Annotated in this window: 10 protein-coding genes; all 10 read right to left on the reverse strand. The window is 65.7% G+C overall.

Features of this window, described 5'->3' with window-relative positions:
* Window positions 1-43: 43 nt before the first annotated feature.
* Window positions 44-1,231, reverse strand: coding sequence for a hypothetical protein (locus F6X62_RS23965; protein ID WP_054893945.1), 1,188 nt, complete (start codon window positions 1,229-1,231; stop codon window positions 44-46).
* 91 nt (window positions 1,232-1,322) lie between these two features.
* Window positions 1,323-1,790, reverse strand: a complete 468-nt coding sequence (locus F6X62_RS23970) for a VOC family protein (RefSeq protein ID WP_153774909.1) — start codon at window positions 1,788-1,790, stop codon at window positions 1,323-1,325.
* 100 nt (window positions 1,791-1,890) lie between these two features.
* Window positions 1,891-3,510 (reverse strand): NADP-dependent glyceraldehyde-3-phosphate dehydrogenase, encoded by a 1,620-nt coding sequence (locus F6X62_RS23975; protein ID WP_153774910.1) that lies wholly within the window; start codon window positions 3,508-3,510, stop codon window positions 1,891-1,893.
* Window positions 3,511-3,661: 151 nt separating this feature from the next.
* Entirely contained in the window at window positions 3,662-7,546 is a 3,885-nt protein-coding gene (locus F6X62_RS23980; RefSeq protein WP_153774911.1) for a leucine-rich repeat domain-containing protein, read from the reverse strand.
* A 150-nt stretch (window positions 7,547-7,696) separates the two neighbouring features.
* A complete protein-coding gene (locus F6X62_RS23985; RefSeq protein WP_153774912.1) occupies window positions 7,697-8,464 on the reverse strand; it encodes a ChbG/HpnK family deacetylase in 768 nt (255 codons plus the stop codon).
* A complete protein-coding gene (locus tag F6X62_RS23990; protein WP_153774913.1) occupies window positions 8,436-9,596 on the reverse strand; it encodes a GNAT family N-acetyltransferase in 1,161 nt (386 codons plus the stop codon). The genes F6X62_RS23985 and F6X62_RS23990 overlap by 29 nt, the downstream gene beginning before the upstream one ends.
* A gap of 4 nt (window positions 9,597-9,600) precedes the next feature.
* Window positions 9,601-10,290, reverse strand: coding sequence for a GNAT family N-acetyltransferase (locus F6X62_RS23995; RefSeq protein ID WP_054893951.1), 690 nt, complete (start codon window positions 10,288-10,290; stop codon window positions 9,601-9,603).
* Between the two features lie 34 nt (window positions 10,291-10,324).
* Entirely contained in the window at window positions 10,325-12,235 is a 1,911-nt protein-coding gene (locus F6X62_RS24000) for a hypothetical protein (RefSeq protein ID WP_153774914.1), read from the reverse strand.
* Entirely contained in the window at window positions 12,232-13,536 is a 1,305-nt protein-coding gene (locus F6X62_RS24005; RefSeq protein WP_153774915.1) for a lipopolysaccharide biosynthesis protein, read from the reverse strand. Before F6X62_RS24005 ends, F6X62_RS24000 begins: the two co-directional genes overlap by 4 nt.
* Window positions 13,533-14,543, reverse strand: a complete 1,011-nt coding sequence (locus F6X62_RS24010) for a polysaccharide deacetylase family protein (protein WP_112899558.1) — start codon at window positions 14,541-14,543, stop codon at window positions 13,533-13,535. The genes F6X62_RS24005 and F6X62_RS24010 overlap by 4 nt, the downstream gene beginning before the upstream one ends.
* Between the last annotated feature and the right edge of the window lie 2 nt (window positions 14,544-14,545).

Genomic DNA, 14,545 nt, shown 5'->3' on the forward strand with positions numbered 1-14,545 from the left:
CTCAAGGAATAGACGGCCTTGGCAAGCAGCACAAGGCCGCGCTTCAGCGCTCACGCATGAAGAACCCCGCCACGTACTTGCGGAAGGTTTCCGGGCTCTTGAAGTCTGCGTAGCGCTTGAAGTTTTCCGTGTCGGGCTCCGGGCCGAGCGGCTTTTCCAGCAGCGACACCGACAGCACGCGGTCCTGGTCGGAAGTCAGTACCAGCTCGTCCATCACCTCGCCGCCGATCACCGGGCGGCGCATCAGCACTTTGACCCCCTTGCCCGCCATCCAGTCGATCAGCGAGACCAGGGCTTTCAGCGGTTCGCGCTCCTCGTCACGGTATACCGGGAACAAGTGCACGCGTGACAGCACCGGTACGCTGGCGACATGGATCAGTTCGTAGTAGTGGCTGCCGGCAGTGGCGGGCGAGTACAGCGCCAGGGCCAGCAGCGGGCCGCCGGTCTTGCTGCCGCCCCAGAGCAAGTGATGGCCCTGGAAGTCGAAACCGTCCTCGCTGCGGGCATTGAGCAGCTTGCGCCCCTTGATCTGCTCGACGCAGTCCAGCAACAGACCGTGGCGGCGGTGGTTGCCGAATACGGTGGATTCACGCAGGCGCGCCTTGAGCATCATCATGTGCTTCATGTCCAGGCGTGTTTCCAGGTAGTTGCTCGCCGGGACCCGCTCGAGCAGCGGATAGCGGCCAGCGACGCCGCGCAGTTCGGCGAACTGCGCGGTCAGGTCCTTTTTCAGGTGCGTGGCGTAGACGTTCAGGCCGCTGGCCTCGATCCAGGTCAGCAGCAGCGACAGTAGCCGCTGTTGCTCGCGGCGCTCCCCGGCCTCACCGCCGATTCCGTTACCCGTGGTGGCGCGGTGGAAGTCGCCGAGCAGACGCAGCGGCGTGTCTGGTGGCAGCCAGGCGGCGGGCGGCGGTACGTCCTCGCTGCGCTCCATGGCTTCGCGCTCGTCCTTGGTGAAAGGGCAGCCGGGAGCATGCTCCGGGGTGTCGGGGTTATTGCGCAGGAACAAGGTGCCAGTGTTGCCGTTGAGGCTGACATTGAGCACCGGCAGGGCATCCTTGCGGCAATCGCAGGCCAGCCATTGGTTGGCACTGCGCACCTTCATCAGCCACTGGTTGGCTTGCAGCAGGCGCGGGCCAACCAGCGTGGCACTGGCAAACCCGGCCAGCAGTTCTTCTTCGGCCGGGGTGAGGGTGCGCACCTGCGCGCCGTTCTTTTCGATGATTCGCATTCAATAGCAGCTCCGAGCTACAAGCCTCAAGCTTCAAGCAAAGCCGCGGCGCTTTCAACTTCAAGCGTGCGGCTTGCGACTCGTCGCCCGCTCAGTTGCCGCCGAACAGCTTGGCTGCGCGGGCGTGGATCTCTTCGGGGCTCAGGTCTTCCTTGTGGGTGGACACGAACCAGAGGTTGCCGAAGGGGTCTTTCAAGGTGCCGCTGCGATCACCATAGAACTGGTCCTGCACCTCTCGCAGTGGCGTGGCGCCGGCAGCGACGGCCTGTGCATAGACCTTGTCGCAGTCCTCGACATACAGGTGCAAGCCGATGGCAGCCCCTGGCAGCGACTGGCTGGCGGTGAGGCCACCGTCCATGTCGCAGGGGTCGGCGAGCATCAGCGAGGAGTCACCGATTTTCAGCTCGGCATGACCGACGCGACCGTCGGCGCCGTCGAGGCGAAACATCTCGACGGCGCCAAAGGCTTGCTTGTAGAAGGCGATGGCCTTGGCGGCATCCTTGATACCCAGATAGGGCGTGATGCTGTGCTGGCCTTCGGGGATGGGTTTGGCTGGCATTGCGCATACCTCCTGTGGAAGGTGGTCATTCGTCGAAACTGTATATTTGTACAGTTTCGACGAATGCGCAAATGCCGTTTTCCGATTAAGCGGCCGCTGGCTAGAAGATGTAGTCGGTGGTCAGGAAGCTGGACTGGCGATTGCGGATGATCTCGCTGATCAGCGTCTTGTTGGATTCCTGGAACTTGGTGGCCACCAGGGTACGGATCGAGAATACCCGCAGCGCGTCATGCACCGACAAGGTCCCTTCGGCGCTGTTCTTGCGGCCGTTGAACGGATAGGTGTCCGGGCCGCGCTGGCACTGGGCGTTGAGGTTGATGCGCCCGACCTGGTTGGCGAAGGTGTCGACCAACGCACCGACGGTCTGCGGGTCGTTGCCGAACAGGCTCAGTTGCTGGCCGTAGTCGGAGTCGAGCACATAGTCGATCACCGTCTGCAGGTCGCGGTAGGGCACCACCGGCACCAGCGGGCCGAACTGCTCTTCGTGATAGACGCGCATCGACGGCGCTACCGGGTACAGCAGGGCGGGGTAGAAGAACGACCCCCGGCTCTGGCCGCCGCCCGGGTTGAGGATTTTCGCGCCGTGCGCCTGCGCGTCGGCGACCAGGCCGTCGAGGTAGTCGACCTTGCCCGGCTCCGGCAGCGGCGTCAGTGCAACGCCGGGTTCCCAGGGCATGCCTGGCTTGAGTGCCGCCAGCTTGCGCTGGAATTTCTCGAGGAACGGCTCGACCACATCCTCGTGCACGAACAGGATCTTCAGTGCCGTGCAGCGCTGGCCGTTGAACGACAGGGCGCCGGTCAAGGCTTCATCGACTGCGTTGTCCAGGTCCACCTCGGGCAGCACGATCCCCGGATTCTTGGCATCCAGGCCCAGCGCCGCACGCAGGCGGTGTGGGCGCGGATGGAGCTTTTTCAGGTCGCTGGCGGCCTTGTGCGTGCCGATGAAGGCGAACACATCGACCTTGCCGCTGGCCATCAGAGCGCTGACCGTCTCGCGGCCGCGACCATAGATGACGTTGATCACTCCTGGCGGGAAGCTGTCGCGGAAGGCTTCGAGCAGGGGGCGGATCAGCAGCACACCGAACTTGGCCGGCTTGAATACCACGGTGTTGCCCATGATCAGCGCCGGGATCAGCGTGGTGAAGGTCTCGTTGAGCGGATAGTTGTACGGCCCCATGCACAGCGCCACGCCCAGTGGTGCGCGGCGGATCTGGCCGAGTGTGCCCTGTTCCAGCTCGAAGCGGCTGGAACGTCGATCCAGGTCCTTGAGGGCGTTGATGGTATCGACGATGTAGTCGCAGGTGCGGTCGAACTCCTTTTCCGAGTCTTTGAGGTTCTTGCCGATCTCCCACATCAGCAGCTTGACCACGGCGCTGCGTTGTTCGCGCATGCGCGCCAGGAAGGCTTCGACATGCTGGATACGTTCGGCCACACGCATGTTCGGCCACACGCCGCGGCCCTTGTCGTAGGCTTGCACCGCGGCATCGAGGGCGGTGAGGGCGGTGTCGGCGTCGAGCAGCGGCGCGCTGCCGAGGACGACTTGGCGTTCCTGATCGCCCTCCTTGAGCCACACCGGGCTGCGCACCGTGGCCAGCGGCCCGTCCCAGCGCCTGAGCTGCCCTGCCACCAGATAGTCGCGTTGCTCCAGTGGCTCGCCCAGGCGCCAGGCCTCGGGGATGTCTTCTGGGGTGGGAAACAGCGAATCGAGCAGACGGTCCATGGGTACTGCACCTCACTTTTAGCTGATCAGGTGAAACGCTTCAGCCGAGCATGCACCTGCTGTCGGAAATATTCCAGTCTGGTTGAAGTGCGACGATTCGCCATCGCCAAGCCGTTGGCGCCCGACAGGCGCCGACGGGTGGCCACGGTGTTTACTCTTCCGGTGACGGCGGCTCAGGCGACTCGGCGAGCTCGGCTTCGGGCGCCGGTGGGAAAGGCAGTTCCAGCAAATGCTCGGCCCCTGCGGCAATCGCTTGCTCGCCCAATATCGCGTCCTGATCCATCAGGTGAAGGCGTCGCCAGATTTCCGTGAGGTTTGCCTCGGGGGCCGCATTGAACTGATCATCCTCGATCAGCGTCCGCAGGTCCCTGCGGTACTGGAGGGGCAGGCGATTCCAGACGCTGAAGTCTTCGTCGCTGGCCGTGGACAGCAAGGCTTCGTATTCATGCTCGGCGACCATCAGGTCTACGCCGAAACGCACGTAGTAGGCATTGAGCTGCGCAATCATGCCGTCGTCCATGTATTGGCTTTCCAGCCGCATCACTTGCGCGAGCGGACGCGGCAGAGGTTGTGGCTGCGGCAGTTCGGTGAAGCGGTTTTCGCCCAGATTGACGATGTACGGGTTGCGCATGTTCGCCAGGCCAGCGGGCATTTCGGTCAGTTCGCAATTGCCGAGCAGCAGCGATTCCAGGTTGGGCAGAGCCTGCAGGTTGGGGCTTGCCTGCAGCGGATTGTTGGTGAGGTCGAGGGTCAAGAGGTTGACCATCCCGTTCAACCTTTGCTGTGCCTGTTCGTTCCAGATCAGGTTGTTTCCCTCCAGGTCGAGCAGGCGTAGCGTTTGCGGGTTGCGCAGTTGCGGAAAGTGTTGCAGCGAGCACGCTTCCAGGCTCAGCGCATGCAGATTGGGCAGGCGTTCGAGCAACGAAGCGGGAAGGGTGCTGATTTGCGGATTGCGGGCCAGGTCAAGAAGCTGGACATGCGGGAAGTGGTGGGGTAGTTCCAGGCTGGCGAGGTCGGCGTCGGTGAGATCGAGGTCGGCCAGCTCCAGCGAAAACAGCCACTGTTCGCCCAGCGCTTGTCGACTCATGCCGCGCCAGCTGTTCAGCAGTCGCGTCATGGCCTGGGTTCGGGCAGGTGAGCCCTCGGCCCAGGCAGCGAAGTTGGCCGTCACTACTTGATACCGCGCGTTCAGGGACGCCACGGCCTGATCCGGGCTCACTCCTTGCTCGCGACTCGCGGCAAAGAAGGCTTCGACGCCTTCGTCGTTCATGGCGGGGTAGATCTGCTGCACCTGGTGGTAAAGCGCCCGGTCGATCGGTTCGGGAGGTGGCGCAGGGACGACTGCCGGCTCAGGCTCGATCCCGGGTGCAGGGTTCGGATCCATCGGCGTTCCTCCACGAAGCCCCTGTTGCGGTAACCAGGCGAAGTCGCCGAATGGGCGCAGTTGCCGGGCCCAGGCCTGGCGGTCGGCGTCGATCAGGGCTGTCAGGCGCGCTCGCAGGCTGTCACCGGTGCTGGCCTCAAGCGCCATCGCCGCACGCTCAGTGGCTGACAGTATTTTCACCGCAGCCTGGCACAGATCGGCAGTGGCGGGTGTGGGGGCGGGCCGCTCGCCCAGATAGGGCTCGTACCCCTGAGCAGACTTGATGATGACCCGCAAGCGCGTAGCGTAGCGGCTGCCAGCTACGGCAAGGGTAGGCCCATGGGGGCTGTCTGCGCGCAGCTCGATGCGCACATCCTGTGGCCAGCCTTTCAGCGCGGTCATGGCTTTGAGCGCAAGGCGTTCGCTGTGCGCGCTGGCCAGCTCGGGCAGGTACAGGCCTTCGAGGCCGCGGACAACCGGCAGCTGCGCCTCAAGGCCCTGCGCAAGTCTGGCCAGGCGTGCGGGGAGGGCTTGCCCTGTGCTCCAGGCCGCTTGTTCGGTCGTGGTCATCGAGCCGAGCAGGCGCCTGCACAATGGCGCACCGAGTCTGGGGTAGTCGTGCAGCATCCGCGCTTCGTCGACATGGGCCGGCACACTGGCCTCGTAGCCTTCGGCGAACAGCCTGTCACGCTCGGCGGCGCTCGCTGTCGGATAGTTTTGCGCGACCTGACGTTGCACGCGCAGGCGTGCCAAGGTGTCGGCCAGCAGCGGTGGGGTCTTGGCGTGGGTCAGGTGTACCTGGCGCAGTTGTGCTTCGTCCATGCCGCTGATGCGTGCTGCCTGCTCCAGTTGCGCCGGGGTGAAGGCTTCGAGACGGTTGTCCAGGCGCCTCACCAGTGTCGCCAGTGACCAGTCGCGTGGTTGTTCGTGCTCGGCGCGCCAGGCGCCTTCGTCATTGTGCTCCAGCAGCGGCTGGTAGGCGTCAGGATCATCAGGATGAACGAGCCGCCAGCGCTGCAGCTGTGCGTCGAAGCGCCGCAGATATCGGTGGCCGTCCATGTGCAAGGACTCCGGCGTGGTCTCGGAGGCCTGGATACGGTAGGGCGTCAAGTCGCCGCGCCAGAGGCGTTGGCTGCCATCGGCGCGGGTGATCGGATCGAGGCTCTCGAGCAACGGTGTGCGGGTAAGCGTGCGTACTACCTGTCCGCCGACATACAGCCCGGCGATCACTGCCAGGTTGAGGCCTACCACTTTCAGGTGCTGGAACGCCTCGTCGCGATCACCAACCTCCCAGGCCTCGTAGCCCTCGTAGACTTCATGCAGCAGTTGGCAGGCCGTTACCGCGACCATCAGTACGCCCACTGCGGGGATGAACATGCCGATGGTCATCAGGGCATTCAGGCCCAGGCTCTCCCACATCTGCAGGCGCTTCTTGCGCGCCTTTTCGTCGGCTTGGGCCGTGGGCACCGCGAACAGCATTGCCTCGGCCTTGAGCCAGGCGAGATGGTCGGTGTACAGGAAGTCGAACAGCGGCCCTTCGATATCGTGCCGCTCCAGGTGCAGATCGGCGCCATCAGGCAGTGCCCAGGCCTGATCATAGCCCGCGTGCGCATCGCTGCTGAGGTTCTGCCGGGCACGATCGAGGAACTGCAGGCGTTCTTCGCTGGCGATCAGCGCCAGGCAGCGTTTGCGAAAGGCGGGGTCGCAAAGGTCGGTCTGCAATTGCGCGGCCAGCGCCAGGTCACTGCTGAAGACACGGACGGCGGCTTCCTGACCTGGGAGATACAGCAGTCGACCGACCTCACCGGCGTCGATCAGCAGGGCCTCGTGCAACGTCACGCCGAACAGTTGCAACTGTTGGCAAGGCAAGGCCGATCCGTCATCGAGCAACTGCTGGATGCAATCTCGTGCGTTGCCGCCGATCCGATGCTGTAGTCGCGCCAGGTCTGCCGCCAGTTGCAGGTTGCTCTGGTAGAGCCTGATCGCGGCAGGGCGGACATTGGGCGTGCTGAACCTGGCTTGCAGGTGTTCCTGGTAGCGCTGGCCCAGGTCGAGATTGCGGCAGGTGCTGGCGAAAGCTTCGGGTGAAAGCGGCAATGCTTTGATGCTGAAGGCTTTGGAGGCCAGGGGGTAGGGCACTCGGGTTTCGCTGTCACCGAGGGTGGTGGTGCCGGTCACCGTGATGTCGGTGATCTCGGTATCACCCTTCAGGGCCAGTGCGCTCTTGATGTTGAAACTGATGTCATCGGCAAAGTTGTGCAGGGCAGCTTCGAGCAACGTGCGACGCTCGTAGGTGCTCACGTAGACCTCATGGGTGTAACGGTCATGCACATGGATCAGCTCCGCTGTGCGCAGCGGGGCCTGGAACCCGTGCTCGGCTTTCAATTGCGCGGCGAGCAGTGGCTCGGCGAATTCGTCGATCTGCTGGAGGCCCTTGAGCGTCCGGGCCAGGCGCTGCTGCGCCGTGGCCAACTGCGCCTGGCTGGCCAGCACGGCCTCGCGCAGTTCGGGCAAGGCGTTTTCGAAGCCGTCGGCGTGCTGCCCTGGCAGGCCCTGCAAAGGCAGCGCGCTGGCGCGCAAGGTTTGCCATTGTTCTTCACTGAGTCTTGACGCCCATGAAGGCAAGCGCTGGGCGATGAGGTGCTGGTGGGTGGAGGGGAGAGTTGAAGGCATGGCTGTCGCTCCTGTTGTGGAACGCAACAGCAGGCGCCATCGATGGCTGATTCGGGTGGTAGATAGATGCAGACTGTGGTGCTCTTTTCTTTGGACTGCCCGCGAAAGCACACCACGCACACGCGCACCGGGCATGCCGGTGCGCGGGCATCAGGACATGTTCAATTCGGTATAACCCACCCGCTCAACCCCCTGCAACTGGCGGTCGACCAGGCTCTTGAGGGATTCCCCGGTTGCCAGGTAGGCATCACCGAAGTCGTGGCCGCCCAGGGCGCTGGGATGGGCCACCACCTCCAGTACGCCCTGCGCCGGCGCCAGTCCGGCCTTGAGATCCAGCGGGGTGCAGACATAGTCGGCGGTCACGCCGCAGAGCTGTTTCAGGCGGCGGTTGAGCAGGGTCTTGAAGACCCGCTTCAGTGGCCCGATGTTGGCCCCGACATTGCGCGCCAGACGCACCGGTATGGCGTGTTCGCGGGCAAACCGTGCGACCACCTCACCGACCGGCCAGATGTTGTGCACGTGCTGGTGCGAGTCCAGGTGGCTGGGAATGACGCCATGGGCCACACAACGTTGCCATTGGGTCTCGAGCTCCTCGCGTACCGCCTCGCGCTCACTGCCTGACAGGCGCAGGGTGCGCTGGCGCAGCCCGAGGTCGAACTCGCCCTGGGCGGTGCAGAAGCGCGGTTCGGCGAGGATTGCCTGGCTCAGCGGGCGGCCGTAGGTCAGGTTGAAGTGCAGGCCGATCCGACCCTTCAGCGCCGGCTGCTGGGCCAGTACGCACGCGGCCTGGAACGCCGGCATGTTGGCCATCAGTGTCGCCGAGCTGATCAGCCCGGCCTGGAACGCGTGCAGGATCACCGCGTTGATGGGGGCACTGAGGCCGAAATCGTCAGCGTTGACTATGACCTGGGATGGCATCCGTTCGCTCCTGTGTGGGGTTCGGGGTGACGGTGGCTGGGCCGTCGGCCTTGCGCAGGCGCGGCTTGAGCCAGCGCCAGCAACGCAGGGCCAGGCCCAGGGCGATGCCGTCCGGGCGCCAGCTGTAGCCGCTCAGGCGCCATTGTTCGACCTGGCCGGTCTGGCGTTCATGCAACTGGTGGCTGGAGTTTTCAAGGCTTACCCGCGAGGCGTCGACCCAGCTCCAGCCCTCGTCGAGGCCCCAGTGAATCCACTCTTCGAGCAGCACCCGGCCACTGCCCAGCTCGCGCTGTTCGGGTACGAACGCCAGGTTGTAGTCGTAGATGCGACCGTGTTCGAGCAGGCCCAGGCGGTAGCTGATGCAGCGCCCGTCCAGCTCCAGCAACACCAGGCACACCAACCCTTCGCCAGCCAGTTCAGTGAAGGCCTGGTACATCCACTCGCGGCGCTGGCTGCCCGAGAAGATGCCGACGTCGTCGTCGCCTTTCCAGCTCGCCGCTTCCACGGCGCTGATCGCATCGAGCAGGGCGGTGATGTTGTGGCGGTCGGCGACCACCCGGCGCACCTGCGCGCCGCAGGCTGCAATGCGCTTGCGTGCACGGCGCAGCTTGTAGCGTGGGTCGCCACTGACCTCCTGGCGGTCGGCTTCACTGATGCGGTGCACCGGTACACGGCAGGTCAGGCGGCGCTCGAAGGTCGAACAGGCCGCAGCCCATTGGCGCAGCCAGTCCTCATCGCCACCTTGCACCACTTCACTCAATTGCAGCAGCGCATGGGGCAGGTGCTTGCGGATGGCTTGGAGCACTTGTGTGGCGTGGTGTGCTGGCAGGTCGAGCAACAACGCGATACGGTCGCTCAGCGGATGGCCCAGGTGACGCACCACCGGGACATTCAGTGGGCCGACCGCCTGGCGCTCGCGCACCAGCGGCAGGCACAGGCACAGGCGGCCATCGAGGTGGCCGAGCAGGATCTGCAGTTGCTGGCCCGGCAGCAGTGCGGCCTCGGCGGCGCGCAGCCAGCCCAGGTGATTGAACGGGGTGCTGCCGGCCACGCGCTGGCGCAGCGCCTCATAGCCGGCGGCGGGGAAGCTGGGGGTGCGCAGCGAGGCGCACCAGCTCAGTTGCAGGGCCATGGGGTCAGGACGCCGTGGCCGTGGCGCTTTCGGACGCCGGTTTACGCAAGGTTTCCAGGCGCGACTCGCTGTAGCGGCTCTCGCGGAAGAACTTCCAGCGCCCGAACAGGCAGTAGACATTCATGATGCGCCCTTGCTCCTGGTAGCCCATGCGCAGGTGCAGCTTGAGCGCCGGGATGTTGTGTTGTTCGCAGACGTCCACCACCTTGGTGCAACCCTGCGCGGCCATGGCCTTCCACAACGCCACTTGCAAGTCCACCGACAGCTCGCTGCCCCAGTACTTGCGGATCAACTCGCCGCCGAATTCGAAGAACTCGCCCGGGCCTACCGGGAACCAGCACCCGTAGTAGTGGCGGTCGTGGTAGTTGCGCGCGCTGCCCCAGATGAAGGCCACGGTGTCACCTTCGTCATCTACGAACATCAAGCCTGTGTAGCCCTCGGCGGCCAGCTCGCGCATGGTCTCGACCCGGTCGCCGAAATGCCGGGTGAAGGCCTTGACGTTGTTCACGGTGATGTTTTCGAGGCGCAGTCGCGCATAGGGTTTGAGGCGGTGCGGGGGCACCGGGGTTTCCAGGTCGCGTTCCATCCACACCAGCTCCCAATGATAGAAGACGTAGTGTCGCCAGGCGCTGCTCAAGGTGTTGCGCAGTCCCTTGCGCTTGATGCGATCCTGGATCTTGCTCAATGCACGCATGGTGCCTCCTGTTCATGGCAGATCGAGGTGCGTTTCATGACGCACTCCAGGTCAGGGCAAACAAGGTCTGCCCTGGCAGTTGAAAACGGATCTGTCCCTGCTGGCAGCTGACGCGGGCAGGGCGCGGGTGATTATCGGGGCCGAACAGCTCGAGCCGGGCGGCCGGGCAGTCGCCGAGTGCCAGCTCGACCTGCTGCACGCGCTCGGCCTTGTTGACCCCCAGCAGGCTGCGCTGACGGCCGTCGGCCATGGCCAGGACGTCGACCTCGAAGGCGTCGTTGTCCAGGGCCAGCACCTGGCGCAGCCAGTGGCGCTGGATGAACTGCTGGGCAAGGCCCACCGGCTTGAGCTCGAAACGCTCATCGCCCAGCACGCGGATCATGCCCTTCGGCCATTCGGGCTCGTCGGCGACATGGAACCAGTTGAGCATGTCCAACAGGCCGTCGGCGGAGGCGTTGATCACCACCGACGCCCACCACAGGCCAGCGTAGTGGGTGTTCTGGTCATAGGGGCTGAGGCTGGAGCCGCTGGACAGGTTGGTCTGGTCGAGCAGCAGCGCCTTGCGCGGGCGGCCCTGGTTGTCGAGGCCGACCAAGGCCGCGGCCTCGCGCACGCTGTCGCGGTAGCTGCGAGTGGCGAGCAGGTCGCGGACCATCCATTCGTGCCAGGCCAGAGCATCGATCTGCGCGCCGTGCTCCCGGAGCAGGCGCCGGGCCCAGTCGATGCCGCGCAGGTCCTTGCTGCCCTGGGTGAAGGGGCCGCCGAGCAGGCGTGACGAGGCGGGCATGGCGATCCGCACGCCTGCCTCCCGAGCGCCCGGCCAGGCGCTTACGCGCTGGGCCATGCCGGTGAAGAAGTCGCGGTAGCTTTCATAGTCGCGGTAATTGAGGTTCGGCTCGTCGGCGAAGGCCAGGTAGTGCAGGCCCTTGCCGCCCAGGCGCGCGGTGCCGGCCAGCCAGGCATCGAGACCGTCGTGGCTGGTGCGATCGGCGGCGAGGTCGGCGCGCCTACCGGTGCCGGCGAGCAGGGTGATGTCCTGGGTGATGCCGAAGCGCTGCTGGTACAGGCGTCGCCAGGCGTCTTCATAGCCGGGTTGGCGGGCGAGCACGTCCATGAAGCTGTAGTAGCCGGCCGACTGCGGGCGCAAGGCGTCGAGGGCGGCGAAACTCGACGGTGGCGGCAGTACGTAGGGCAGGTTGACCCCCAGCAGCGGCGTAGGGCCGAGCACCTTGGCCTGGAGCTTGAGCCGCACCTGCCCGGCAAGGTTGGCGACGTCGCCCAGATGATCGGCGCGCTGGGCGAACAGGTTGGCGCTGCCGTCGAGCCAGAATGCCGCCTTGCCGCGCCCCTGCAAGCGTAGCCGCCAGGTTTCGTCGCGGGGGCTGACTGGCAGCGTCTGCTGGTCGAAGCGCCAGTAGGCCGGGTAGGGCTTGAGCGCCACCTCGACCTGCTGGCCGTCGCTCAGGCGTTGTGCCGAAAGCCCGCGCACGCCGCCGTGGAACTTGCCGGCCAGCGTCGCCTGCTCACCGGCCTTGACCCGGAAATACAGCTCGACCCGTGGTCCGACCTCGGCGCTGAAGTGCACCTTGGCGGGGGCGAACAGGGTGCGCGTGGTGTCGCTGTGCTCGATCTGGTAGCCACGGAAGCTGTACCCAGGGACTTCCAGGCGATAGGGGCCGGCGTCGGCGCTCAGCGGCCAGCGCTGCTCGCCGTGCAGTTCCTCGGCCTTGATCGCCCGCTCGCCGCGCAGCTGGCCGCGGCCGTCGAGCAGGAAGATGCGCTCGGCATTGGCGTCGGCCTGCCAGGCCGGGTGCCAGCGCAGGCGCAGTTCATCGTTGCGTGCTGGTTGCAGGTACAGGCTGCCATCGCGGATATCGCCCCATTGCAGGGGGGCCGCAGGTGCCAGCGGCACCCACAGGGCACAGAGCAGCAGCCAGCGTTTCATGCTGGCCTGCGCTGCAACATCTGGCGCAGCGGCGCGAAGTCGCTGGGCAGGATGATCAGGGTGTGCAGTACCGGCACGCCACTCAGGCGGCAGTACAGCACCAGCATGGCCACGGTCACCGCCAGGTAGGCGATCGATGACGCCGCGGCGGCGCCGACGATGCCCCAGGTCGGAATCAGCAGCACATTGAGCACCAGGTTCAGCGCGGCGCCTGCACCCATCATCAGCGATACCGTGCCGGGGCGGTTCTTGCCCAGCAGGTCCAGGCGCAGGATGCTGGCGTAGCACAGCCCCAGCAGCCCTGGGAGCAAGGCCAGCAGGGCCGGGTAGGCCGGTTGGTAGGCCATGCCGAACAGGGTGACGATCAGCCAGTCGCCGATCACCGCCATGCACAGGCAGGCACCGAGCATCACCGTGGCGGTCAGGCGCAGTGCCAGGGGGGTGAGTTTTTCCATGCCGGCGTCCTGCTGCAGCAGGCGCTTCATCAGCGGTGTGGTCACCGCTTCCGGGACGATCAGCAGCAGTTCGGCGGCGGCACTGGCCATGGCGTAGTGGCCCAGTGCAGTACTGCCGAGCATGGCGCCGATGAACAGGTAGTCCGAGCGCAGGATGACTTGCTGGAACAACAGGTCAGGATGGCTCTTGGCGCTGTAGCTGAGCAGCTCGCGCTGGCCGCCGCGGTCCCAGCGCAGGGTCAGCGGATGCTGGCGGCGCAGCCACCACAGGCCCAGCACCAGCACCAGGGCGATGCCCACCAGCCAGCTGATCAGCGCCGCCTCCAGCGCCTCTTCACGCCACATCCAGAACAACGCAAGAAACAGCAGCAGCGGTGCGGCCGATTCGGTCAGGCGCAGCACGTTGAACGCGCCGACGCCACCGCTGGCGTTGTGCAGTGTCAGCAGGCCGCTCTTGAGTACGGTCATCGGCACCGCCAGCAGCAACAGCCAGGCCAGCAGGCCCAACTGCAGGGTGATGTCCAGGTCGGCACCGAACTCGCGCACCAGCAGCACGCAGACCAGCGTCAACAGCCCCGCCAACAGGCAACCGTAGACCAGCACCTGGGTCAGCAGCAGGCCCATGTCGCGCTGCTTGGCCGCCTGGTAGCCAACGGCGCTGTTCAGCCCGCCGCTGGTGGCGGCGCTGATCAGGTCGGGCAGGGTGCTGAGCAGGGCGAACAAGCCCCGCTCGCTGGGGCCGAGGATGCGCGCCAGCAGCACGTTGCGCAGCAGGCGCAGGCCGATCATCGCCAGCTTGGTGCCCATGCTCAGCGCCAGATGGCGCAGGTAATGGTTGCGGCTCATGAGCGGCCCCCGCGGCTGATGCGCCAGGCCAGCAGCGATGGGCGGCTGGCATTGCGCTGGCTGACGCCGATGCGTGGCAGGGCCAGCGGATCGTCATGCCCCTGGCAGATGCCGGCGCGCGTGCTCAGGGCGAAGGGGTAGCGGTGCGCCGCCACGCGGGCGCGCACGCGATCGTCATGATCGCCATTGGGGTAGCAGTACACCGGCAGGGGTTGTTGGCAACCGTGCTCCAGGGCGGCGTGGCTGCGTTGCAGTTCCTCGTCCAGGCGCCGGTCGTCGAGATAGGGCAACAAGGCGTGGCTGGCGCCGTGCGGGCCGAAGCGCACCAGGCCCGAATCCTCGAGCTCGCGCACTTGCTGCCAGTCCATGGCCTGGGGCAGCGATTCGGCCGGGCAGGCGTCGGTCAGTTGCTGCAGGGCCTGCGGGCTGAGGCTCTTGAGGCTTTGCAGGTAGTGCGCCAGCACCTGGCTGCGCGCTTGCGAGCGGTCGTTCATGAAGTAGGCCGCCGGCAGCGGTCGGCCGAGCTTGCGCAGGTACTCGATGAGGTTGTGCCGCGCAGGTTCGCCGTGGCTGCCCCACAGGGTCTCGCCGACGCTTTCCCACCAGAAGCGCTGGCGGCTGCCGATGTAGTCGGTGGACAGGAAGATGCTCGCCGGCACCTGGTGCTTGCGCAGCAGCGGGAAGGCGTTGCTGGCATTGTCGCGCCAGCCGTCGTCGAAGGTCAGGGCAACCTTGGGGCGCTGGTTGCTGCGGGGGGTCTCATGGTCCTTGAGCAGGTCCATGAGGCTGACGCAGTCGAAGTGCCGAGGCAGCCAGCGCAGCAGCCCTTCGAAGGCGCGTGGCCCGACGCACAGCTCGTTGCGGTGCGGCAAGGCGGCGCTGGCATCATCGGCCAGTACCCGATGCAGCATGAGGATCACCCCGGCGCCGCGCAATTCGGCGCGGCCCTTGGGCGACTTGAAATACAGCCAGCCACTGGCCTGTTTGATCGTCGTCTTGATCGGCATGT

Source organism: Pseudomonas sp. MNR3A (assembly GCF_009650575.1).
GTDB lineage: Bacteria > Pseudomonadota > Gammaproteobacteria > Pseudomonadales > Pseudomonadaceae > Aquipseudomonas > Aquipseudomonas machongensis.